At 69.8% G+C, this 23,462-nt stretch carries 19 protein-coding genes; 7 read left to right on the top strand and 12 right to left on the bottom strand.

Annotation, left to right across the window (positions count from 1 at the left end):
• Positions 1 to 133: 133 nt before the first annotated feature.
• Both AB0B64_RS06335 and AB0B64_RS06330 read right to left on the bottom strand, forming a co-directional pair.
• Positions 134 to 1,432 (bottom strand): M14 family zinc carboxypeptidase, encoded by a 1,299-nt coding sequence (locus AB0B64_RS06335; RefSeq protein ID WP_357940770.1) that lies wholly within the window; start codon positions 1,430 to 1,432, stop codon positions 134 to 136.
• Positions 1,433 to 1,501: 69 nt separating this feature from the next.
• On the bottom strand, positions 1,502 to 2,581 hold the full coding sequence (locus tag AB0B64_RS06330) for a TOMM precursor leader peptide-binding protein (RefSeq protein WP_357940768.1): 1,080 nt from the start codon (positions 2,579 to 2,581) through the stop codon (positions 1,502 to 1,504).
• Between the two features lie 369 nt (positions 2,582 to 2,950).
• Between AB0B64_RS06330 and efeB the strand changes: the two genes are divergently transcribed.
• On the top strand, positions 2,951 to 4,156 hold the full coding sequence (gene efeB / locus AB0B64_RS06325; protein ID WP_357940766.1) for an iron uptake transporter deferrochelatase/peroxidase subunit: 1,206 nt from the start codon (positions 2,951 to 2,953) through the stop codon (positions 4,154 to 4,156).
• A 43-nt stretch (positions 4,157 to 4,199) separates the two neighbouring features.
• Here the strand turns inward: efeB and AB0B64_RS06320 are convergent, their stop codons facing one another.
• The 7 genes from AB0B64_RS06320 to AB0B64_RS06290 form a co-directional block, all read right to left on the bottom strand.
• Positions 4,200 to 4,844, bottom strand: a complete 645-nt coding sequence (locus AB0B64_RS06320; RefSeq protein WP_357940764.1) for a hypothetical protein — start codon at positions 4,842 to 4,844, stop codon at positions 4,200 to 4,202.
• A gap of 3 nt (positions 4,845 to 4,847) precedes the next feature.
• Positions 4,848 to 12,557 carry an RHS repeat-associated core domain-containing protein gene (locus AB0B64_RS06315; protein ID WP_358175118.1) on the bottom strand — a complete coding sequence of 2,570 codons (7,710 nt, stop codon included), beginning with the start codon at positions 12,555 to 12,557 and terminating at the stop codon, positions 4,848 to 4,850.
• Positions 12,558 to 12,735: 178 nt separating this feature from the next.
• Positions 12,736 to 13,560 (bottom strand): NAD(P)H-binding protein, encoded by an 825-nt coding sequence (locus AB0B64_RS06310; RefSeq protein WP_357940760.1) that lies wholly within the window; start codon positions 13,558 to 13,560, stop codon positions 12,736 to 12,738.
• Positions 13,561 to 13,671: 111 nt separating this feature from the next.
• Positions 13,672 to 15,087 carry an MFS transporter gene (locus AB0B64_RS06305; RefSeq protein ID WP_358175115.1) on the bottom strand — a complete coding sequence of 472 codons (1,416 nt, stop codon included), beginning with the start codon at positions 15,085 to 15,087 and terminating at the stop codon, positions 13,672 to 13,674.
• Entirely contained in the window at positions 15,084 to 15,527 is a 444-nt protein-coding gene (locus AB0B64_RS06300) for a MarR family transcriptional regulator (protein WP_357940756.1), read from the bottom strand. Before AB0B64_RS06300 ends, AB0B64_RS06305 begins: the two co-directional genes overlap by 4 nt.
• 83 nt (positions 15,528 to 15,610) lie before the next feature.
• Positions 15,611 to 16,060: an ATP-binding protein gene (locus AB0B64_RS06295; protein ID WP_358175112.1), complete on the bottom strand. Its 450-nt coding sequence runs from the start codon at positions 16,058 to 16,060 to the stop codon at positions 15,611 to 15,613.
• The gene (locus tag AB0B64_RS06290; protein WP_358175110.1) at positions 16,057 to 16,344 is read right to left on the bottom strand and encodes a hypothetical protein; all 288 of its coding nucleotides are present in this window, start codon (positions 16,342 to 16,344) and stop codon (positions 16,057 to 16,059) included. Before AB0B64_RS06290 ends, AB0B64_RS06295 begins: the two co-directional genes overlap by 4 nt.
• A 214-nt stretch (positions 16,345 to 16,558) precedes the next feature.
• Here AB0B64_RS06290 and AB0B64_RS06285 point away from each other — a divergent pair, with 214 nt between their 5' ends.
• From AB0B64_RS06285 to AB0B64_RS06270, 4 genes are all read left to right on the top strand, one after another.
• The gene (locus tag AB0B64_RS06285; protein WP_358175107.1) at positions 16,559 to 17,386 is read left to right on the top strand and encodes a helix-turn-helix transcriptional regulator; all 828 of its coding nucleotides are present in this window, start codon (positions 16,559 to 16,561) and stop codon (positions 17,384 to 17,386) included.
• Positions 17,377 to 17,583, top strand: coding sequence for a DUF397 domain-containing protein (locus AB0B64_RS06280; protein WP_358175104.1), 207 nt, complete (start codon positions 17,377 to 17,379; stop codon positions 17,581 to 17,583). The genes AB0B64_RS06285 and AB0B64_RS06280 overlap by 10 nt, the downstream gene beginning before the upstream one ends.
• Positions 17,584 to 17,779: 196 nt before the next feature.
• Positions 17,780 to 17,986, top strand: coding sequence for a DUF397 domain-containing protein (locus AB0B64_RS06275; RefSeq protein ID WP_358175101.1), 207 nt, complete (start codon positions 17,780 to 17,782; stop codon positions 17,984 to 17,986).
• An 81-nt stretch (positions 17,987 to 18,067) separates the two neighbouring features.
• Complete coding sequence (locus tag AB0B64_RS06270; protein WP_358175098.1) at positions 18,068 to 19,201, top strand: winged helix DNA-binding domain-containing protein; 1,134 nt, start codon at positions 18,068 to 18,070, stop codon at positions 19,199 to 19,201.
• Positions 19,202 to 19,220: 19 nt separating this feature from the next.
• On the opposite strand, the gene AB0B64_RS06265 is transcribed toward AB0B64_RS06270, so the two are convergent.
• Positions 19,221 to 20,288, bottom strand: coding sequence for a suppressor of fused domain protein (locus AB0B64_RS06265; protein WP_358175957.1), 1,068 nt, complete (start codon positions 20,286 to 20,288; stop codon positions 19,221 to 19,223).
• A gap of 63 nt (positions 20,289 to 20,351) precedes the next feature.
• Positions 20,352 to 20,936, bottom strand: coding sequence for a hypothetical protein (locus tag AB0B64_RS06260; RefSeq protein ID WP_358175095.1), 585 nt, complete (start codon positions 20,934 to 20,936; stop codon positions 20,352 to 20,354).
• Positions 20,937 to 21,047: 111 nt separating this feature from the next.
• Between AB0B64_RS06260 and AB0B64_RS06255 the strand changes: the two genes are divergently transcribed.
• Together AB0B64_RS06255 and AB0B64_RS06250 are read left to right on the top strand one after the other, a co-directional pair.
• Positions 21,048 to 22,118: a histidine kinase gene (locus tag AB0B64_RS06255; protein WP_358175092.1), complete on the top strand. Its 1,071-nt coding sequence runs from the start codon at positions 21,048 to 21,050 to the stop codon at positions 22,116 to 22,118.
• Entirely contained in the window at positions 22,115 to 22,765 is a 651-nt protein-coding gene (locus AB0B64_RS06250; protein WP_358175089.1) for a response regulator transcription factor, read from the top strand. Before AB0B64_RS06255 ends, AB0B64_RS06250 begins: the two co-directional genes overlap by 4 nt.
• On the opposite strand, the gene AB0B64_RS06245 is transcribed toward AB0B64_RS06250, so the two are convergent.
• Complete coding sequence (locus AB0B64_RS06245; RefSeq protein ID WP_357940745.1) at positions 22,758 to 23,351, bottom strand: hypothetical protein; 594 nt, start codon at positions 23,349 to 23,351, stop codon at positions 22,758 to 22,760. The two genes, AB0B64_RS06250 and AB0B64_RS06245, sit on opposite strands and share 8 nt — an antisense overlap.
• Positions 23,352 to 23,462: the final 111 nt, after the last annotated feature.

Raw genomic sequence — 23,462 nt, 5'->3', positions numbered from 1 at the left:
CGGGCGAGGAAGAAGACAGTCCGTTGTGGCGGAGGCCCCCCGTCGAGGGACACCCCTAAGGGGGAGACGGTCCGTCATGGCGGAGGTCCCCATCGAGGGAGACCCGGTGGACGGGTGTGGTCACCGCGCCGGCTCAGCGCAGGCGGCGGGCGGCGGCCAGGGCGGCCTCCGTCTGGATCGTGACGATCCGGCCGAGCGGATCGTCCAGCTGGACCAGCTGGCCCTCGGCCTCCGCGCAGAGGCGCCCCATGCGTTCCTCCAGCGCGGCGCGGACGGCCGTCAGGTCGGCCGGGCGGTTGCCCGCCGCCGCCTCGGCCGCCAGCAGCCGCAGGAACATGGCGCAGGCCCGCAGCGGCAGGCGGCGCACCGTGTCGTGGATGCCGCTCGCCTCGGCCCGCGTGACGGTCCTGGCGGCGTCCTCCCCGTCCACCGCGCCTTCGAGCGAGGAGACCAGCAGGTCGGAGACGGCGAGCGTGTCGTCCACCGCCGCGTGGAACGGGGTGTGCGCGACGCACTGCGGCCGGACGTCCGTACGCGCGCGGGCCAGCGGCTCGATCTCCTCGCGCAGCCGTACCGCGGCCGCCTTGACCAGGTGGCCGAAGGAGAGCCCGGCGTCCGAGGGGTCGTCGCACCCCGGAGTGGTCCACAGGGGCACCTCGGCGATCAGCGTGAACGTGCCGTAGCGGTCGGCGTAGTGCCAGCTAGACGCCCCGTACGTACGAGGCGTGCGCGCGTCGCCGCCCGTCTCCACGAAGTCGATGTGCTCGGCCGGCGGCAGCAGCGTGACGCCGGGCCCCGCCACCTGGTAGCCGACGGTGTCGATGGGCCCCAGGTCCAGCGGTACGCCCTGACCCGCGGCGATCGAGGCCAGCTCGGCGGCCAGGCCGGGCACGTCGCGGGTGATCTGGAAGTAGGCGCCGCCGAAGTCGGCGTTGTGCAGCGACAGCATGAACGCGGGCCGCAGCTCGTCGATGACCCGCATCATGGCCAGGGTCTCCGGCAGCGGCCGGTCGAACTGCTTGCGCCCGGAATGGATGGGGAAGGTCCATTCGGGCTGGTCGCTCATGGACGGCCGGTAGAAGTGGCGGTGGTAGTGGCTGATCGTGTACGGGCCGGCGTACCAGCCCTCGTTCAGCCGGGCGCCGTCGGGATCCACGCACGCGATGAAGTGCCAGGTGAACCCCCGCCGCTCAGCCGCGTTCTCGCACAGCACGGAGGCCAGGCGGAGCACGGTCAGGAAGCCGGCCGGCTCGTTGGCGTGGGGGCCGCCGAACACCAGGGCGTTCTGGGGCCCGTCCCCGATCGAGACCAGTTCCAGCGGTTCGCCCCGCCGGGAGGCGCCGACGAGGCGTCTGCGGCAGGTCGCGGGGAACCGGTCGCACAGCTCCCGCAGTAACGCGGCCATGTCGTCGATGGTCGGGATCACGCGCATGGGGGAAGCCTCTCAAGCGCGCGCCGCCACGTCACGTGGCCGATACAGGACGTTTCGCAACCTCGCCCATCAGGGGCGGGGATCCCCGCAGACCTGGCAGGTGTCGAGCCGGGTGACGGGCTGCTCCGTCGTCGCCATCGTCAGGAGGTCGAAGTGGATCACCCGGCCGACCAGGGCCGGCGGCACCACACCGGTGAGGTAGCGGACCGCCTCGGCGGCGACGAACCCGGCCACGATCGCGCAGAGCGGGCCGAACGCCGGAATGCTCCGCCCCTGGTTCAGAATGGCGGGCAGCTCCCACCCGCCGTTACGGACCCACAACTCCTCCTCCAGGCAGGCCAGGCAGGCCGAGCTCCCCGGCACGACCAGCGGCCCCGCGATGCCCAGATGCTGGCTGAACCCGCCCGGCAGGAGCGGCACCCCGGCGGCCACGCAGCCGGCGTTCATCCATTGGCGGATCTGCGGCTGCGGGCTGTCGGCCGTGGCGATGACCAGGTCCGCGCCCGCGACCAGGTCCGCCACGTCCCCGGCGCCGGTCATGGTGCGGTGGTGCGTCTCCACCTTGACCTCCGGGCTGTGCTCGGCGAGCCTGCGGGCGGCCGTGTACACCTTCGGGCTCCCGACGTCCTCCGCCGAATAGAGGTATTGGCGGTGGAGGTTGGACTCGTCGACGTCGTCCTGGTCGACGAGCCGCAGCCGCCCCACCCCGGCGGTCGCCAGTTGCAGGGCGACGAAGCCGCCGATCCCGCCGACGCCGAGGACGGCCACCGTACGCCCGGCGAGGTCCGCGACCATCTCGGCGGCCCGTGACGCGGGCTGGAACATGGAGAAGAACAGGGCCTGCCGCGACGTGGGACCGTGGCGCGTCAGCAGCTCGACGTCCTGCTCCTCGACCAGGATCCGGGCCGCCAGCAGAGCGGTGATGGCCTGGTCCACCTCGGCCGCCGTGACGCCGCCGATCCCCGCCGTGAGGCTGACCAGTTCCTCGCGGGGCAGGGCGGTGGAGGCGCACCGCCGTACCAGCTCGCGTAGGGCCGGAGAGGCGGACTTGAGCGCCTTTCCGGTGCCCGGCAGGTCGCCCAGCCGGACCAGTTCGCGGCGGTCCTCAATGAACAGGGGAAACGCCGGGTTGACCAGAACGCGCGACAATTATCCGCTCCACGTCAGAAAAAGGCGCGGGATCGGCGACCCGGGTGGCCACCAATCCCGCGATGAGTATCAGCTGTTGCTGTTTCCGCACGTGAGCTCCACTGCCTCTATCTCGGCAATCGTGATCTCCATGCAGTCCCCCCTCCTGATGATGCTGGGACATTTGGGGCTATAGCGAAGAAATGTCCTCGAGCGAGGAAGGTAGTTTCCCCAACCGCCAGTGTCCACCGCTTTGGTGATAAATGACCCACTTGAGCCAGTTTGTTCAGTAGCCCGTCTCCGAAACGGGCTTTACGGGGAAGCCCTATCAGGCCGGTCGAGAGGCCGCCGGGAGGCAGGATAAGGTCAAGATCTTCGACGGGAGGTGCGGTGGGGAGACTGAGCAGGCGCGGGCTGCTGACCGCCTCCGGCGCGGGCGTGGTGGCCGGCGCGGCGGCGACGGCGGGCGCCTTCCTGCTGGGCGAGCCGGAGCCGCCGGCGAGCAGCGCGGCCCCGGCGCAGGTGGTGGGCTTCCATGGTCCGCACCAGGCGGGCATCGCCACGCCCGTCCAGGACCGCCTTCACTTCGCGGCCTTCGACGTGGCCGTGAGCACGCGCGAGGAGCTGGTCGCGCTCCTGGTCTCCTGGACCAGGGCCGCCGAGGCGATGACCGCGGGTCGGCTCACCGCCGACGACGACTCCGGTGAAGCCCTCGACCTGCCCGCCTCCCGCCTGACGCTGACGGTCGGGTTCGGTCCCACGCTGTTCGAGCGGGCCGGGGAGGATCGCTTCGGCCTGGCCGCCTCGCGGCCGCCCGCGCTGGCCGACTTACCGCCCTTCCCCGGTGAGAAGCTCGACCCGGCGCGCGGCGGCGGTGACATCGCCGTCCAGGCGTGCGCCGACGACCCGCAGGTCGCGGTGCACGCCATCCGTACGCTGGCCCGCATCGGGCTGGGCCGGGTGAGCGTACGGTGGTCGCAGCTCGGCTACGGCAAGACCTCCTCGACCACGCCCAGCCAGCTCACCCCGCGCAACCTCATGGGCTTCAAGGACGGCACCGACAACATCCCGCACGACGACCACGCCGCGCTCGACCAGCACGTCTGGGCGGGCGCCGCCGACGGGCCCGCGTGGATGACGGGCGGCAGCTATCTGGTCGCGCGGCGGATCCGCATGCATCTGGAGTCGTGGGACCAGGCCTCCCGGCAGGACCAGGAGGCCACGATCGGCCGTACGAAGACCGAGGGCGCCCCGCTCGGCGGCAAGGGCGAGCGGGACAAGTTCGACCCGGCCAGGCTGCCCGCCGACTCCCATGTGCGGCTGGCCCATCCGTTGTCCAACGGCGGCGTACGGCTGCTGCGGCGCGGCTACTCCTTCGTGGACGGCAGCGACACTCAGGGCCGCATCGACGCGGGCCTGTTCTTCCTCGCCTACCAGCGCGACCCGCGCCGCCAGTACGTGCCCGTGCAGCGCAGGCTGGCCACCGACGACCGGCTCTCGACCTACATCCGGCACGTGGGGTCGGGCCTGTGGGCGTGCCCGCCCGGCGTGTCCCCCGGCGGGCACTGGGGCGACACGCTCCTCGGACAAAGCTAGGGCTCGCCTCGGACAAAGCTAGAGCCCGCCTGACGCAGAGCGGCTAGAGCTCGTCTGGGCGGATCCAGCCGCCCGAAACCAGCAGGGCGAGCTGTTCGCGCAGCAGGTCGCGCAGCGGCCCGTCGGGCTGCTCGCCGTAGACCTGGAGCAGCCTGCCCGGCCGTTCCAGGATCTCCTCGGGGTCGTCCTGGCGGCCGGTGTACTCGGCGATCAGCTCCGGCAGGCGGGCGGCGACGTGCTCGTCCAGGCCGAGCCGGACCGCCGAGCACAGCGCGTACTCCCAGGCCACCAGGTAGCGCCAGAGCTTGTCCTCGCCCTCGAAATAGGCACGCTCCAGCCGGGAGAAGGCGCCGAGCACCGCGCCGTGGTCGCCGTCGCGGTAGGCGAGCACGATGAGGTGGAACAGCGCCCACTGGTGCCCGCGCCGCAGCAGCTCCGCCCGCTCGAAGGCGGCCCGCGCCTCGGCGTGGGCGCCCAGCAGGTACAGGGTGTAGCCCCGCACGTAGTGGGCGTCGGCCGAGCCGGGGGTCTCCTTCAGCAGCCGCTCGCTCGCCCGCAGCAGCCGCCCGAACGTCTCGGGGACCTCCGGCCCGTCCTCCGCCGCCTCGATCAGCTCGGCCATCGAGGTCGGCTCGGGAGACGGGGTCGGGGTCGAGATCGGCCCGGCGGGCGGGGTGTCAGCGGGCACCGCTCACCATCCTCCGGAGTGGCCGGTGGATCTGCCGTTGGCCATCCAGCGCTTGGCGGTGGCGCGCAGCTCCCTCTCGATCTCCGGCAGCATACCCGGGTGCTCCCTGATGAAGCGTTCGAGATCCCTGGCGGCGGCCTTGAAGCCCTCGCCGTGCCGCCCGCTCTCGAAGCTGGTGTCGCCCCGGTACCGGTCGCGGATCTCGCGCTTGACGGAGTTGGCCCACTCCGTCGGTGACAGCCAGCCACAGGGGTACTTGGGCCGCGGGCTGTTGTGGACGAGGACGTCGGTGCCGCCCTGGACCACGTGATAGGTGTGCGGACCGTCCACGCTGAGGTTGTGGACGCGCTGGCTGTCGCGGTGCTCGGTCTCCACCGCCGACACCTGGACGAGGGTGCCCGCCGAGGTACGCAGCCACATGCCCGGCCGCAGGTCGGCGGCGGGCAGCCAGGTCTTCAGCGCGGGCACCCAGAACGGGTGGTTGTCGGTGGCGACCAGCACTCCGCCCGCGATGCCCACCTTGACCAGGTCCTTCGCGCCCTGGCTGGTCATAGTGGCGACGACCGGCTGTGCGGACGTCTTGCCGGTGGCGGGGTCGGTCGCCAGGACCTTGTCACCGACCGCGACGTCCTCGATGGGCTTGGCGCTGCCGTCGGCCATCCGTACCTTGGTGCCCGGCACGAAGCTGCTGGTCAGTCGGCAGGTCTTGCCGACGCTCTCCACCACTTCGTCGCCGTACTTGCCGAAGCGGGCGAACTTGGTGCCGCCGAAGGTGATCGAGCCGAGCGCGCCCTCCAGGCAGCCCTTGCCGAAGCCCCGGGCGTAGTCGCCGAAGGAGTGCTTGCGGCCGAGCAGTGCCCCGGCGACGGTGTTGATCACGCCGTTGCCGAGGCACGCGCCCACGGCCGCGGCCACCTGCGGCGGAATGGTGCCGTCGGGGTCGGTGTAGTCGGCCGGGTCGCCGAGCGCGTACTCGTAGAGGTTGTAGCCGCCGCCGAAGCCGATGGTGTCCTCGGAGATGAAGCGCCGCAGCGACGGGGAGTACAGCCGGGACCTGTTGTCCTGCAGCCCGCCGGGGATCGGCGCGCCGGAGACGCGGCCGGTCCAGCGCACGGTGTTGGGGTCGTCGGCCGCGGAGGAGGTGGTGGCGCCGAACAGGTCGTAGCCGTAGGTGGTGGTGATCTGGCCCGAGCCGTCGGTCAGGGCCAGTGTGGAGCCGAGCGCGTCGGGCAGCAGCCCCTGCACCTGGCCGTCGCCGCTGATCCTGGCCAGGGCCTCGTCCTGGCCGAAGCCGTTGAGGAAGGAGACGTCCGCCCCGCCGGGCCCGCTCTGGCCGATGAGGGCGTCGCCGTCGAAGCGGAAGCGGGTGGTGTCGGTGCCCGTGGTGCTGCCGACCCTGCGTCCGGCCGGGTCGTAGCCGAGGGTCGTGGTGACGCTGCCGTCCGACACCGTCACGAGCTCACCGCGGGCGTTCCAGGTGTAGGTGAAGACGCCGTCGGAGGTCAGGTTGCCGGCCGGGTCGTAGCCCAGGGTCCGGCCGCCGTTGCCGGTCAGCCGGTTGGCGTCGTCGTAGGTGAGGCCGGTCGCGGGGGTGGGGAGCTGGGCGCGTACGAGCGTGCCGCGCATCCGGGTCCGGCGCCCGAGCTGGTCGTAGCTGTAGGCCACGTCGCCGACGCCGGTGGTGCCGCGCTTGTAGCCGATCGAGGTCAGCAGGCCCGAGTCGTCGTAACCGTAGGCGGCCGTGATGCCGCCGGGCAGGGACTTGGAGGTCATCCGCGCGTCGTCGTCGTAGCCGTACACGGTGCTGACGGCGCCCCGGGTGACCGACTTGAGCAGGCCGTTGGGGAAGTAGTCGTAGCCGACCGCCGGCTGGCCGGAGGCGGTCATGGTCTTCAACCGCCCGGCCGCGTCGTAGGTGTAGCCGACGGTCCCCGCCGAGCTGGTCTCGGAGGTCAGGTGGTCGAGGTCGTCGTAGCCGTAGGTGATCTTCCCGGCGCCGGTGGTGGAGTCGCTCAGCTCGCGGATGCGGCCTCTGTCGTCGTACAGGGCGCTCTGGGTCGACTCGTAGTTCTGGCCGTTCTTGCCGAAGCCGGTGAAGGTGGCGCGGCCGAGCTCGTCGTAGCGGTACTCGGTGACCTTGCCGCGCCGGTCGGTGACCGTGGACAGGCGGTTCATGCCGTCGTAGGTGAAGGTGTCCTTCGCGCCGAGCGGGTCGGTGCGTTCGAGCAGCCGGTCGGCGTCGTCGTAGCGGTAAGAGGTGATCTTGCCGCGGGCGTCCTTGACCGAGGTGATGTTGCCGTTCTCGTCGTAGCCGAAGATCGTCTCGTCGCCGCCCGCGTCGGTGACGGACCTGAGCACGTCGGCCGCGTCGTAGACCCGCCCGGTGGAGGTCCCGTCGGGGGCGATCGTCTCGATCACCCGGTTGGCGGCGTCCCGCACGAAGCGCGTCTTGCGTCCCTCGGGGTCGGTCACCGTGCTCAGGGCGCCGTCGACGTAGTCGTAGGTGGTGACGCGTCCCTGCGGGGTGGTCTGGGTGCGCGGGTGGCCCTGGGCGTCGTAGCTGGTCTTCCAGGTACGGCCCATGGCGTCGGTGATCTGCTCGGGGTTGCCGCGCGTGTCGTACTTGAAGCGGGTGACGGCTCCCGTGGGGTCGGTCAGCGTGTCCGGCCTGCCGTACGGCGTGCCCTGGTAGGTGGCGTGGCCGGTCACGGTGGCCGAGCCCGCCGCGCCCTTGAGCTCCAGGGGGTTGCCCGCGGCGTCGTAGGTGATCGTGGTGGTGCGGCCGAGGCCGTCGTCGATCGTCCTGGGCAGGTCGCTGTCCGGGTCGCGGGTGATCCGGATGGTGTGCTCGCGGTCGGTGCCCGCCGCCTGGGTGTCGGTGGCCAGGTAACCGAGGTCGTCGTAGGTGGTCTTGCGTACGGCGCCGTCGGGCTCGGTGACCTGGGCGGCGACGACGCGTGTGCCGTTGAGGGTGTAGGTGAAGGCGTAGGTGCCCTGGCCGAGGATCGTCTGGGTGGCGACCCTGCCGTTGGCGTCGTAGACGTTGGTCAGGTACGTGTGGTCACGGGCGTCGGTGATGGCGTTCATCCGGCCCGCGGTGTCGTAGCCGTAGGTGGTGGTCTGGCCGGTGGGGCCGGTCACGGTCTTGAGCCGATCGCCCTCGTAGCCGTACGTCACCGAGCGGCCCGCATTATCTTCTACCTTGGTGACCTTGTCGGCGGCGTCGTGCGTGTAGCTGAGCCAGAACCCGTTCGGCGAGCGGACTTCGGTGATCGGCCCGAGGTAGCTGCCGAAGCTGTTCTTGTACTTGCGCAGAATCTTGACGGTGTTGCCCTGCGCGTCCCGGATCTCCTGCAGCGGCGCCTCGTCGCCGAAGACGTAGGTCATGCCGTTGCGCAGCTTGAGGTGCCAGCCGCCCGCGTTGCACCCGCCCACATAGCGGAACCCGGACCCGGTGAACTCCGGCGAGGTGTCGCGCGCCTCGAAGACCGCGTCGCAGAAACCGGTGCCCGGCGAGGTCCGCACGTAGTGCACCTGGGACCCGTCGGGGAAGTTGAGGTCGGCTTCCTGGTACTGCTTACGCGACGACAGGTACATGTTGTACAGGTCGTTGCCGCCGATGCCCATCGCGCGCTTGCGGGTGTCGCCCGGGTTGTAGCCGCGGTTGACGGCCAGCGGCAGGACGTCGTCCACCATGAGGTCGGTCTGGCTCAGGGTGAACAGTCCGCTGCCGAGGTCGACCGGGTCACCCGACGAGTTCAGGAACTTCAGCAGCCACTTCCACGCCGGCTCCTCGTTGCCCGGCACGTTGATCATGGCGCCGTCGAAGTCGGAGATCGCCGTGCCCGCGTCGGGGACGACCTGCCGGGCGGCCGGATCGACCTTGCCCGCGCCGAAGATCTCCCAGCCCTCGCCGCTCTTGTCGTAGTGCCAGAAGTTGACCCGCTGCCCCGCCTGCAGTTTCAGGTAGTTCGGGTAGGTGATCTGGGCGGTCCCGCCCACGAGACGGCCGCCGGCGGGCTGGACCGTGTAGTAGACGGGCACGCGCACGCCGTCCGGCATGGGGATCGGCGTACGGTCCACCGGGATCGGCGTGATGCCGACGCGCCGTACGGGCTTGCCGTCGGCGTCCTCGATCGTCACGCCCGCCGGGATGCGCACCTCCAGGCCGGGCACGCCCGGGTTGGACAGCACGACCTCCTTGGTGGTCGGCGAGGGGATGTCGATCTCGTAGTCGGTATCCAGGGCGGGCAGGTACGGCGTGTAGAACAACTCGTTGCCGCCCGCCTTGAGCGGCACCTGCACGTCGAACACGCCGTACTTGAGCTTGCTCGTCGAGGCGCTGCGGCCGTCGATGCGCAGGCGGCGCATGCCCTGGCGCAGGTCGGTGAGCTGGAAGGCGCCCTTGGCGTCCGTGCGGGCCTCGCGGCCGTCGGCGCGCAGGGTGACGCCGGCCAGCGGCAGCCCCGCGGTGGTCTTCACGACACCGGTGAGGCTCGCGTCCTTGTGCTTCTTCGCGGTGTACGACGCCACGGGCTCGCCGCGCTTCACCCCGTCGGGCAGCGCCTCCTTCTTCTGGGATTCCGTGGCCTGCTTGGCAGCGGCGGCGGCGGTCGCGACCCGGACGGTGGCCGCGCCCGTCTCGGCGTCCCAGGGGTTGATCTTGAAGGTGTAGGTGCCGGCGGCGGTCAGGGTGGTGGTGTGGCTGCCGTTCTTGGACAGGCACGTGGTCCACAAGCGCGCGCCGGTGGGCGGCCACAACTCCGTGGTGGTGCAGGTCGCGTACGTCTCGTCGATCATGGTGATCTTGACGGTCTGCCCGGCGGTGGCGGTGAAGGTGACCGCCGAGTTCTGTCCGGCCTTGGTCGTGGTGACCACGACGTCCGCGCCGCCGACCGTCGCCGCCTTCGTCACGTCGGCGGGCACGTCGACCAGGGTGACGGTGATCGTGCCGGTCCAGGCGTCCTTCGGGTCGAAGGTCAGCTTGTACGCCCCGGCGACGGGCAACTCCAGCGTGTCGATGTACTCGGCCGCCTGGTAGATGCAGGTGTCCTTCGCCAGCTCGGTGCCGTCGGGCTTGAGCAGCCGCACGTCCAGGGCGCAGGCGGGCGCCCCGGCCGGAACGGCGAGCTTGACGAAGAGACGGTGGGCGGCCGTACCGGTGAACGTCACCGCTCCGCCCTGGCCCGGCTTGGTGATCGCCACCGCGGCCGGGGCGGCGTCCGGCGCGCTCGCCACGACCGCGTCGGCCGGGACGCCCGTCAAGGCGAACGTCACCGTGCCCGTCCAGGCGTCCTTCGGGTTGATCGTGAACCGGTAGGCGCCGTCGGCGGGCAGAGTGATCGTGTCGATGTACTCGGCCGCCTGGTAGATACAGGTGTCCTTGGCCAGCTCGGTGCCGTCCGGCTTGACCAGCCGCACCTCAAGCCCGCAGGCGGGAGTGCCCGCCGGAATGGTGAGCTTGGCGAAGATCCGCTGCCCTGTCGTGCCGGTGAACGTCACCGCGGCGTCCTGGCCGGGCTTGGTGATCGCCACCGAAGCCGGGGCCGCGTCGGGCGAGGTCGCCACGACCGCGTCGGCGGGCACGTTCAGCACCTGCAGCGTCGGGGTGCCCGTCCAGGCGTCCTTCGGGTTGATCGTGAACCTGTACACCCCATCGGCGGGCAGGGTGACCGTGTCGATGTACTCGGCCGCCTGGTAGATGCACGTGTCCTTGAACAGCTCGGTGCCGTCCGGCTTGAGCAGCCGCACGTCCAGGCCGCACGTGGGCGTGCCCGCCGGGACGGCCATCTTGGCGAAGATCCGCTGCCCCGCCGTGCCGGTGAACGTCACCACGCCACCCTGACCGGGCTTGGTGATCGCCACCGAAGCCGCCGCCGCGTCCGGCGAGGTCGCCACCACCACGTCGGCGGGCACGTTCAGCACCTGCAACGTCGGGGTGCCTGTCCAGGCGTCCTTCGGGTTGATCGTGAACCTGTACACCCCATCGGCGGGCAGGGTGACCGTGTCCAAGTACTCGGCCGCCTGGTAGAGGCAGGTGCTCCTGAACATCTCGGTGCCGTCCGGCTTGAGCAGCCGCACATCGAGGGCGCATGAGGGCGCGCCCGCCGGAATGGCGAGCTTGGCGAAGATCCGCTGCCCCGTCGTACCGGTGAACGTGACCGACCCGTTCTGGCCCGGCTTGACGATCGCCACATCGGCGGGTGCCGCGTCCGGCGAGGTCCGCACGGCCGCGTCGGCGGGCACATCGATCACTGCCGCCTTGTACGGACCACCGGTGACCAGGCCCTTGGGATCGACGGCCACCCGGTAGGTACCGGCCACCGGCAGCGTGACCGTGTCGAGGAAGGAGTCGACCTGGTACACACAGTTGTCCTTCACCAACTCGGTGCCGTCGGGGGCCCGCACGCTGGCGGCCACGTCGCAGGCCTTCGTGCCGGTCGGCATGCCGAGCTTGGTGAAGACCCGCTGGCCGGCCGTACCGGTGAAGGTGAAGGCGGCCTGCTGGCCGGGGACGGTCGTGGTGAGGGTCCCCTGCGCCCCGTCCAGGGTGAGCTCGGTCGTGGCGTCGGCGACGGCGGAGGCCAGGACGTCCACCTTGCCGGTCTGGTCGTCCTGCGGGTCGAGCAGGACGGCGTAGGTCCCGGCCTTCGAACCTTCCGGCAGCTCCCATTCCCACGTGCTCGAGCACATGCTCTGGCTGAACAGCGTGGTCCCGTCGGGGCCGAACACGGTGATGGGCAGGCAGCCGGAGAAGGTCTCGCCGGACATGTAGATCGTCGCGCGCTGACCGGCCGCCACGTCGAACAGCGCCAGCGCGATCTGCTGTGCCGCGCCCACCGGGATCGAGGTGAGGGTGCTCTGCGCCAGCCGCACCGCGCCGCCCGTGCTGATGTTGGCGGCCAGGTAGGGGGCGGGCGGGACGATCACGTCACCGGTGGAGACCGCGCTGCCGCCGGGGTTGACGACCTTCACGTGCCCGAACGCGGGACCCGGCGGCAGCTTGACCTTCAGATCGCCCGTGGTGGCCTGCGTCACCTGGATCTTCGGACCGTTGAGCGAGGCGATGTTGCGGATCTTGTCGGTGTCGAAGCCGCTGCCGGGAACGGTGACCTCGGCTCCCGCGTCGCCGACGGTGATGCCCGTCAGGGAGACCGCGGGCTTGGGCCGCGTTCCGGGGACCTTGAAGCCCTTCCAGACGGCGGACTTGCCGCCGACGGTCACGGTGACGTCGCCCGAGGCGGCGCCGCCGGGGACCGTCACGGTGATGGTGTGGTCAGTGACGGCGCTGGGGGTCGCGGTGGTGCCACCGAAGGAGACCGTCACCGCCGACTTGTCCGTGCCGAACGCGGTGCCGTAGATCGTCACGCCGGTGCCCGAGCCGGCGCTGGGCGGGGAGACCTGGGCGACGGCCAGCGTACCGGCGGGCAGGTCGCTGACCTCGGTGATGTTGCCCGCGGGGTCATGGCTGATCTTCGAACCGTCGCCCGGCTGGGCGAACACGCCGGTGACGCGGCCGTTGGCGTCGTGGGCGTACGAGACGTCGGCGGCCTGCGCGGGCGCCTGCTGCTGCTTGACGGCCGGTTCACCGGCGGGCTGCACCCGTGTCGTGGCGGCGACCGGGACGGTGGAGATGCGAGGTGGTGCGGCGGGTGGCGGGGGTGCCAGACCGGCGATTAAGGCAGCAACGACTAAACCCGCGATCACCCGCATGCGTACACCCCGGCTCAAATAATGATCAACCCGGGCAAACCATAAGGATCATTACAAACCCCCGTCAATGATCTCGGCCCAAGTTGTACGAAGCCCCAGCCCAGCAGGCTGATCCGGCGCTCAGGCCCCCGGCCGTGCCAGAGCCCGGACGTTCCAGCGGCGGTCGTCGGTTCGGCGCCTACTCGTCACGGACGAGCGGCTCGAAGGCGTGCGCGTGTTCGGCCGCCCACGAGCGGAACGTGCGTGCCGCGGTCGCGGTCACCTCCTCCACAGTGGCGGTGACCGGCGCCGGGCCGCGCGTCATCTCGGCCTGGGCGCTCAGGATGCCGTCCACGGCCTCGGCCGGCCAGCCGCGGGCCAGCATCTGCCGCCGGGCGTCCTCCGGCGAGGTCTCCTCCCAGCGCACCGGATGGCCGATCACCTCGCCGATGACGCGTACCTGCTCGGCCTGGGTCAGGGAGTGCGGCCCGGTCAGCTCGTACACGGAGCCGGCATGCCGATCCTGGGTCAGTGCCCGCACCGCGACCGCGGCGATGTCCCGCTCGTGCACGAGGGACATCGCGGCCTGGCCGTACGGCTCACGCACCACTCCCCCGCCGCGGATCTGCTCGGCCCAGCGCAGGGCGTTGGCCGCGAAGGCATGCGGGCGCAGGATCGTCCATTGCGGCACAGACTGTCCGATCAGCTGCTCGGCCTGCCGCTCATGGTCACGCACAGCCGCCGACGACAGGTACACCACCCTCTCCGGTATCACCTTGAGCACCATCTCCAGCCCCTCGGCCGACGCGAACGGCCAGACCAGGAACACCGCCTCAACCCCGTCGAAAGCGGCATGCAGAGAATCAGGGACCGAGAGGTCACCGCGCACGCCCTCGACCGTCGGTGGCAGATCGACCGGCTCCCGGGTCAGCGCGCGCACCTCGACCCCGGTTTCCAGCAGTTGCGCCATCACCTGACGACCGACCGTGCCGGTCGCCCCGGTGACCAAAATCCGTTGCGGCATCCTGCGCCTCCCATCAATGGTTCTACTGAGGTCAACCGTAGGAGGCACAGATGAGATGACCAATGCTTAAAAGTCTGGCATTCATACGCGATCGTCTTCAGATCGAAGGACTCAGACGGCGAGTCGACCCAGGCTGCGGTCGACGACCGTGATCAGCAGGAACAGCGTCGCGGCGCCGATCATCACCCAGGCCAGCACGTGCATGCCGCCGGTGTCGGCGTGCCGGCCGAAGGCGAACGCGGACGCGGCGGACGCGACCATCGAGCCCATGTACGAGAAGGTGCGGAGCAGCCCGGACGAGGCGCCCATGCGCTCCGGATCGGCCTGCCGGTACACCGAGTTCTGCAGCCCGAGGTTGTTGAGCCCCTGCGGCACGCCGAACACCAAGGCGACGACGAGCAGCATCCAGACCTGGCTGTTCGCGTACAGGAACAGCATCAGCACGCACGCGACGATCTGTCCGACCGCGCCGACGACGAGCTTGCCCCACACCCCCTTACGGCGGCCGGTGAGCGTGGAGACGACGATGGCCAGCAGGAACATCGGCAGCTGTACGAGCCCGGCCTGGGAGGCGGACAGGCCGCGGCCCTCCTCCACCCACTGGGTGAAGCCGAAGAGGAAGGCGTAGGCGACGACGTACGCGACCAGGGCGCGCGCGTAGGTGGCGAGCAGAGGGCGGTTGCCGCCGAGCACCCGCAGGTCGATGAACGGCTCGGGGGCGCGCAACTCACGCCACACGAACGCGGCGGCCGCCGCGGCGGCGATGGCGAGCAGGTACAGCGACCTGACGCTCAGGTTCATCAGGAAGAGCAGCAACGCCATGAGCATGACCGTGAACAGCCCGGCGCCGGGCAGATCCAGGCGCGCGGCGATGCCGCCACGGCTGGTGGGCGGCGTTTTCGGCAGCCGCAGCGCCCCGAGGATCAGCGCGCCCGCGGCGAGCGGGATGTTCAGGGCGAAGGTGGCCCGCCAGCCGCCAACGCCGATCAGCAGACCACCGAGCGCGGGGCCGATGACGGCAACGGTCTGGGTGGCGACGGCGAGCGTGGTGAGCACCCCACGGGGGTTGTCGTTCCCGGTACGGTCCGCCTCGCGACGCAGCAGCGACATCGCGGCCGGGTATCCGGCGCAGGTGCCGAAACCGAGCACCACCCGGGCCGCGATGAGAACGCCCAGGTTGGGGGCGTACATCCCGACGACGCCCGCGACGCCGACCAGGGCGGCGCCGATCAGGAAGAGCCGGCGCGGCCCGAAGAGGTCGATGAGGCGCCCGACGACCGGCTGCCCGAGCGCGGTGGCGAAATAGAGCGCCGAGACGAGCCAGGCGGTCTCCGAGGGCGGGGCCCCGAAGGCGACACCGATAGGGACGAGCGCGACGGCGATGATCGTCGAGTTGATCGGATTGAGAACCGACCCGAGGATCATCGGCGGTATCAGCCGGCGATCGAACCGCCCCTGGTCGCCTCTTGCGCTGCCGCCTGTGCGCGACGTCGCGTCGGCGGCTGCGTGGGGCTTGTCATCACTCATGGCTCGATCAGCTTCTCCAGGACGGCCATCGCGTTCACCACCGTCCGCCGCTCGCTCTCGGTGCAGCGCTCCTCCAGGGCGCGAGCCAGCCAGGCCTGGCGGGCGGCGCGGTCGCCCTCGGCGCGTTCGCGGCCGGGGCCGGTGAGAGTGACGAGCCGCTTGCGGCCGTCCTCGGGATGGGGGTTGCGCTCCACGAGCCCGAGGCGGGAGAGCGCCGCGACCGTGGTGGCCATGGACTGCGGGCGTACGCCTTCCACGGCCGCGAGATCACTCGCCGAGGCGGGCCCGTTCTTGGAGAGCCGGGCGAGGACGGACGCCTGGGAGAGGGTGATGTCCGCGGCGTCGTTCACACTCAGGATGCGGCGGCGCAGGCGGCCGATGGTCACCTGGATGACCCGCGCGGTGCGGACGGCGGAGGCGTTCTCGGTCTTGTCGCCCATGCCTCCACCCTAAATCGTTCAGCCAAAACTGTACAGTTTGGGCTGTCTTTCGCATCACGAGGTGAGTGTCCGTCCGGACATGGTCAATCACGCTCGGCCAGCCGGAACCAGACCGATCCGCCGGTCTCGTCGCGGTGGAATCCCCACTCCTCGGCCAGCAGATCCACCAGCCACAGGCCCCGGCCTCCGTCGTCGTCGAGGGTCGGGGCGCGTACGGCGGGCGCGGTGATGGTGGAGCCGGCGTCGATCACCTCCACCCGCACGGTCGCGCCGGTGCGGGTGATCCGGACAGCCACCTGGCCACCGACGGTGTGGGCGGCGTTGGAGTGCGTGATGGCGTTGGTGACGACCTCGCTCAGCAACAGGAGCACGTCGTCGAGGAACGGGGACGGGACACCGACGGATAGCGGGGAACCCACCCATTCACGGGCCTCGGGAACGGATATCGCCGTCGCCGGGAATTCCCTGCGCCAGGTGGCGTGCGTGAATGGCGTCTTGGGCGAGTCGTCGCAATGACGGAGCGGCCTTCTCATGCGTTCACCTCCGCCGCGATGATGTCGGCGACATTGGCCGCGTGAGCCACCACCCCTTTGTCACGCCACCACAACCTCGCCCACCATGGCCGCCAGCTGAACACCCAGCCGCAGCGACGGCGAATGGCGGTGATGTGAACCTTGGCGCCGCTCTCCGAAACCACCTCCAGAACCGGCCGGCCGGTCAGGGGGACGCCCAGGGAGACGCGGATGCCCAGACTGTGCAGCTCCCAGGCCAGCCGAGCCAGCCGGTCGAATCTCTCGTACTGTTCGCACGCCGTCATTTCTCTCCCGACCATAGAAAGTCATGGGTAACCTTCTTTATCTGCTGCCAGAAAAGAGAGGCTGTGCTTTAGCGTGCCTTCTTGGCGTCGAGTAGGCGACCGAGTCACCAAGCCAGGACAGCACGCATAATGACAGCCACTGGTCAGGCGTGGTTTAAATGGTGTAGCCACCCGAAGAGGGTTTCCGCTTTTCTCTGATTAGAGGGGAAATGTGATGCACGTTGTGCCGTCTCTCGACCCGGCGTCCCCTCGCGTGCGATTCGGCGCCGAGATGCGGCGGCTACGAGAGGCCGCCGAGCTGTCGCAGGCCGCCGTGGCGTCCCGGCTGGGGCGCACGCAGACGCAGGTGAGCAGGCTGGAGAAGGCGACCCGCACACCGTCGCGGTCCGACGCCGAGCGACTGGACCAGCTCTTCGGCATGGCCGAGGGCGTCTCCTTCACTCGCCTCTACCAGAGCATCACCGCCCGGCCGGGCAGCCCGACCTGGTTCCGGAACTGGGCTGAAGAGATCGAGCCGACGCTTGTGGTGTTGCGCTCGTGGGATCCCCTGCTCATTCCGGGCCTTCTCCAGACCGAGGCATATGCCCGCCACATCTTCAGCATGGAACCCCGAGCCACCCCCGACGGGGTGAAGGAGAGAGTCGAGGCCCGGATGCGACGGCAGCGCATCCTCGACCGAGGCAGGCCACCCCTCGTCTCCGTGCTGTTCGACGCGGGCGTGTTGCACCGCCGGGTCGGTGGACCGGAAGTGATGCGCGAACAGCTTGACCGCCTGCTGGAGGTCGCGGCGCATCCATCAGTCTTCATCCAGGTTGTCGACCCGGATTGCCTCCCCGGTCTGGCAGGACCTTTCATGATCGCAGAACTCCCGAACGGGCAACCCAGTGTCATCAGCTCAGACGCACCGGCTCAGGCGCAGATCACCGCTGACCTCGACGTTGTGACCTCAATTTGCGAGCGCTATGAGGCCATACGAATATGGGCCTATCCTGAGCGCATATCCCGCAAGATGATCGAGGAAGCGAGGCACAAATGGACCTAAGCGGGGCCGTGTGGCGGAAGTCGTCGCGCTCTTCAGGCAACGGCGGCCAGTGCGTTGAAGTCGCCACGAACCTTCCCGGCGTAGTCGCCGTACGCGACAGCAAGGACCCAGAAGGCCCCAAACTGATCTTCACCCCCGCCGACTGGAAGGCGTTCATCATCGGCCTCAAAGTCGGCGACTTCGACACTCTGCCATGACTCTCGGTCACCGCGCCAATCGGATCTACCGCTTCACCATTTACCTCAAGAACACCAAGTCGGTCAGCACGACGCGGGCGCATATCACGATGGACCATGCCGTTATGTCCTCGATTTGGGAACGCTATGAGGTCCTACGGCCGTGGGCTTATCCTGAGCGCATATCCCTCAAGTTGATCGAAGAAGCGAGACACGCATGGATCTGAGCGGCGCCGTATGGCGGAAGTCGTCGCGCTCTTCAGACAACGGCGGCCAGTGCGTTGAAGTCGCCACGAATCTTCCCGGGGTAGTCGCGGTTCGGGACAGCAAGGACCCAGAAGGCCCCAAACTGATCTTCACCCCCGCCGAGTGGAGGACATTCATCACCGGCCTCAAGTCCGGCGACTTCCCCCTTCTGCCGTAAAATCATCCACATCACGCTCCCCGTCGCTGGATGACGACAGGCGCTGATGGCCGCCCGCCGTCGAAGACAAGGAACGGGGAGATGAGACTCACCGCCCGACAGCTCAACCGGGCCACGCTCGCCCGGCAACTGCTGTTACGGCGCGAACCGCTGACCGTGGCCGACGCCGTCCGCCGGCTCGTCGCCCTGCAGGCGCAGGAGGCCCCGTCACCGTATGTCGCCCTGTGGAACCGGCTCACCGACTTCGACGCGAAAGAGTTGGACGTCGCGTTCGCCGACCGCGAGGTGGTCAAGGCCACACTGCTGCGCATCACATTGCACGCGGTGCACGCCGAGGACTACCCGTACTTCCACACCGCGATGCGGCGCACGGTACGGGCCGCGCGGCTGGGCGACTCCCGCTTCACGTCGAGCGGACTGTCCATCGCCGACGCCGATGCCCTCCTTCCCCATCTCGCGGAGTTCGTGGCCAGTCCGCGTACCAGCGCCGAGATCGAGGGCTTCCTCAAGGACAGGTACGGGGAGCCCAAGCGGGGTGCTTGGTGGGCGCTGCGGACGTTCGCGCCTCTGCATCACGCGCCGACCGGTGGACCGTGGTCGTTCGGTGCGCGATCGTCGTTCCTCGACGCAGGCACCGCCACTTCAGGTCCGGAATCTGAGGACGAGTCCGTACAGCGGTTGGTTCTGCGTTACCTACGGGCGTTCGGCCCCGCCTCGGTGCCGGACATGGCGCAGTTCACCCTGCTCAAGCGGTCGGTGCTGCGGCTGGCTGTGCAGGCTCTGGGCGACGAGGTCGAGGAGCTGGAGGGGCCGGGAGGGGTGACGCTGTTCGATGTGCCCGGCGCGCCGCTCCCCGCGGAGGACACTGCTGCCCCACCCCGCCTGCTGCCCATGTGGGACAGCGTCCTGCTCGCCTACTCCGATCGCAGCCGCATCATTCCGCCCGAATACCGCCCGATCGTCATCCGGCGCAACGGCGACGTCCTGCCGACCCTGCTCGTCGACGGCTTCGTCGCCGGCGTGTGGCGGCCGGTCGAGGGCGGCATCGAAGCGACCGCATTCCACCGCTTGGACGAGGAAGCGTGGCAGGGGCTCGCGACGGAGGCCGAGGGACTGGCGGCCTTCCTGGCGGACCGCGGGACCACTGTCTATCGCCGCTACGCCCACTGGTGGACCAAGCAGTTGCCGAGCGCTGAAGTTCGTTTACTGCCGTGACAGCACCACGCAAAGATCGTTAGCGTCTGTCCCGGTCCACGATGTGCAACGGTACGTCCCGCTCGACCCGCTCCAGCACAGCGGCCGCGTTGCCGCCCTTGGCCGCGGCGTACTCCGCCTCGGTCAGCGCAACGACCTGCAGGAACGTCACACGGCCGTGCGGAGTGTCCAGCACGGCCAACTGCGGGTCGACGGCGAACGCGAGCGCCGCGAGTTCGGTTGGATTGTCCGCCTCCTGGTCCGGCCGGTCGTTGAACGTTCCCCGGGCCACGTGGATCGTGTGGCCGGGCGCGAACGGCCGCTCCGCGAAGACGTACCTGGCCAGCTGCTGCAACAGCACGGCCGGCCACTTCGGCGGCGCTTCGTCCTGTGGGCCACGGGCCACCCGGATGCTGAACTCGATCCCCCAGCCCGACTCCTCCGGGTCGTCGGTCACCTTCTCGTAGAGCTCGGACATCCCGAAGCTCACGAGGTGCCAGTGCGGTCGCGGCTCGTCCCGAGCGTAGATCCGGATCGCGTCCAACGGATCGGGACCGCCGGCCGAGTACGGCACGTCGGGTGCGAAGGTGCCCACCGGTTCGGTGTCGCCGTAGAGATCGTGCAACGCCGTCTCGATCGCCGCCCAGCCGACCGCCTCCAGGTCCGTGGAGATGGAGATCTCGGTCCCTTCCGGTAGGTCCTTGACCTGCCCGTGGATCTGGCCGGCGACGTTGACGCTGACCACGAAGTCGATGGCGTCGATGTTGTCGACCGCGACCCGACCACCGGCGACCGGCGGATGCTTGAAGTCGTAGACCTGTTCGGCATCGGGGACGATCCCGGCACGTTCGGCTTCCTGGGCCAGCCCGGCCATCAGATACCGTTCCTGACCGTCCGGCGTGTCCAGCTCCGCTCGCAGCGCCTCGACGCCGTCCCAGCACCGGGTCAGCGTGCCGTGCACGATGCTGAGGAACCAGCAGCCGTCGTCGGAGCGGAGGAAGACGTCCCCGAACGGGGACGCGAAGAGCGGGACCTTGTCTCCGATATCGGCCCACTGCCATGCTTCCAGGGCGCGCTCGTACTGCTCCGGCGAAAACGCTCGAATCATATTCACGCGCGGATCCAACCACACTCTTGTCCGGCGAACACATCGGCGCATCCAAGGGCAGGTTTATTGGGAGGGCACCAGGGCGCGGCCGCGGGGTGCGACAGTGCTGCGGCGGCGATAGTAGTGCACCGTCAGCAGGGCGAGCAGCGGACTCCAGACGGCCAGCGGCCAGTACATGACATGGAAGACCACTGTCTGCCAGCCGTGCGTGACCAATCCGGTCGGGTCACCGTTGAACTTCACGCCGAGACTGATGCCGATCATCGCATAGGGGAAGACCAGCAGCGCGAGCGCGCCAAGACCAGCGGGGATGACCGCGGCCATGACCGGCACCCGGCGGCCACGCAGGACCGGCACCCAACGCGGCCACACCTCACCCCACTCGCTGACCAGCCCGACGGCGAGAAGGGCCGCCCCTTCACTCACCACGCTGAGCAGAAGGATGTACCACCACCCGTTCAGCTGTTCCTGCCCAGCAGGCGTGGGGCCGGGCTCCAGCAGCGGCACATTCACGATGAAGGCGGCGATGCGCCACAGGCTGGAGGGCAGCACGGCCAGCGGGATGGCGTAGGCGGCCAGCACGGCCCAGCGGGGGACGCCCGCCGCGATCCGGCCATGCAGTCTGCTCCCCAGGGTGTCAGCGGTCATGAAGATTCTCCTCAAAGAGTGGCGCCTTCGAGGATCACAGCTGTCCCGAGCCAGGCTCATCCCCCACACGAGGGAGGCCGGGCGGCGGGCCGTCGGCTAACGTCGGTCCCCGTGAAAGGTCGCTTCGCCCGAGCTGTGCGGGCCGGGATTTACCAGCTGCTGGGGGCCGCGCTGCTGACCCCGGTGGCGGTGGCGCTCGGCCTGGTCATCCTGGCGGAGCAGACTCCGGTGCGGGTGTTCGCGTTGTGGGCCGCGTGCCTGCCTGCCGCGATGCTGCTGGCCGCGGTGCCGTTGATGCGGCGCCTTGAGAGGGCCGCGCTGTCGGAACTGCTCGGCGTCGTTGTGCCCCAGGGGACTGATCGGCTCTATTTGGCGGCCCTGACCAGCCTGCACCTGTACGGCGGCGCCACCCTTGGTGCGGGGGTGTTGCTGCTGTCTCCTGGGTTGGTCCGGCTGGGTGACGTATCGCGGTGGCGCGCGGCTCCAGGTGAGCTGGCCGGGGTGTGCGTCCTCGCGGCGGGCACACTGGCCGCGATGGTCGCGGCCGGCCTCGGCCAGCGGTGGGCGGCGCGCCGGCTGCTGGGCGCCGAGCCGTCCCGCGTCATCGAGGAACTCGGCCGCCGCCAGAGCCTGGCCATGGAACTGCACGACTCGGTCGGTCATGCCCTCAGCGTCGTCCTCGTACAGGCGATGGCCGCTCAAGCGGCGCTGCGGAAGGCGCGCGTGCCGGAGGTCGGCGACTCGCTCAGCCATCTGACGAACACCGCCCGAAACGCCCAGCAGGACCTCGACGTGCTGCTCCGCGTACTCGACGACGGCGACCCGGCCGAGACACCCACACTCGACTCGCTCCGCGAGCTGATCCGCGGCCTCGACGTGCGCGCGAACGTCGGCCGCCTCGACCGGGTTCCGGCCGCCACCTCGCGCGTGGCCTTCGCCATCGCCAGGGAGGCGCTCACCAACGCCCTGCGTCACGGGCGGGGCCCGATCGTGATCGACGTCGCCACCGGCGACGATCTGATCCTCACCGTGGACAACAGAACGGCCGACACCTCCCCGCGGCCCGGCCGGGAAGGGCGCGGCCTCACCGGCATGCGCATGCGGGCCCGGTTGGCCGGCGGCACGTTCGTACACAAGAAGATGGAGGGCACGTGGCGCATCCAGGCGACGCTGCCGCTGTGATCCGCGTCGTCCTGGCCGACGACGAGACGCTGATCCGTTCGGGTTGGTCGACGATGCTCTCCTTCCACAACGACATCGAGGTCGTCGGCGAGGCAGCCGACGGTCGTGCGGCCGTCGAGGCCGGCAGTGGCGCGGACGTCGTGCTGATGGACATCCGCATGCCCCGCCTCGACGGCCTGGCCGCCACCCAGGAGCTCGCCCGCCGCTCCCCGGCGACGCGGGTCATCGTGGTCACGACGTTCGAGAACGACCAGCTGGTCTGGGGTGCGCTGCGCGCCGGCGCGGCCGGCTACGTTCTCAAGCGCGCGCCCGCGGAGGAGCTGGTGGATGCCATCCGGCTCGTGCATTCCCGCGACGCGGTGCTCTTCCCCGACGCGCTGCGCCGCATCGCCTCACCACATGCCGGTAGGTCGAAGCCGCGCGTGCCGGTCGAGTTGACCCCGCGCGAGCTGGACGTACTGCGGCACATCGCGTACGGGCAGAACAACGCGGAGATCGCGGCGACCCTGTACGTGTCCGTAGAGACGGTCAAGACGCACGTCCGCCACGTCCTGGAGAAGCTCGGGGCTCGCGACCGCACCCAGGCGGCGGTTCTGGCCTACGAATTCGGCCTCATCTTCGCCGGCGCCGAGGGGCGCCTCATGTGAGCGGGCCCTTGTCCTTGAGGACGTAGCCGCCCCGTATCACCGGCGCGTTAGGGGCAGGGGCCATGCATTTGGTCAACGGCGGTTGTTCCGGCAATGTCGCCCCGCTCAGACCGATGCGGCTGGGGCCCGCACCCTTGCCGGCGACGTAGAAGCTCACGCCCATGCGGACCTTCCGTTTCACCAGCTCTTCCCATGGGCCGCCTGGGGTGGCTCGGACGAGTATGCCTGTGACGGTCGCGGTAGGGCCGCCGCTCGTCAGGCAGTCGACCTCGACCTCTCCCCAGTTCTCCTGGCGTGGCTTACCCGGCTCTTTGACGGCGTGATAGATGCGAAACGTACCCCACGCACGGGTGGGGAAGACGGGGCTCTCCGCGGTGAATTCACCATGGGCATCGACCGTGACCTGGACGTCGTTGCCTGGGGCCGGGAAGTACATCCGCGCCCATCCCTTGATGGACGCGGTGGTCGCACTGGCGGTCGGCGCGACTTCGCCCGACGTGATGGCCGCGGCCGCGACGCCGGCCTGCGGCGTGGCGGCGGCGGCCAGAAAGAGGACCCCAACAGTGCGGCACAGAACTTTGATCACGACGTTTCTCCAACGCTCGCAACGTGAACTGACTCCACGACTGTCGTGGATGACCGTAGCTTCACACCTCCCTCCGCCGAGGGAGTTCCGAAGGCGGGATAACACCGAGGA

It is taken from the genome of Nonomuraea sp. NPDC049129, assembly GCF_040648495.1.
Lineage (GTDB): Bacteria > Actinomycetota > Actinomycetes > Streptosporangiales > Streptosporangiaceae > Nonomuraea.
Note: the sequence above shows the minus strand (reverse complement) of the source record. Positions and strands in the feature narration are given on the sequence as shown.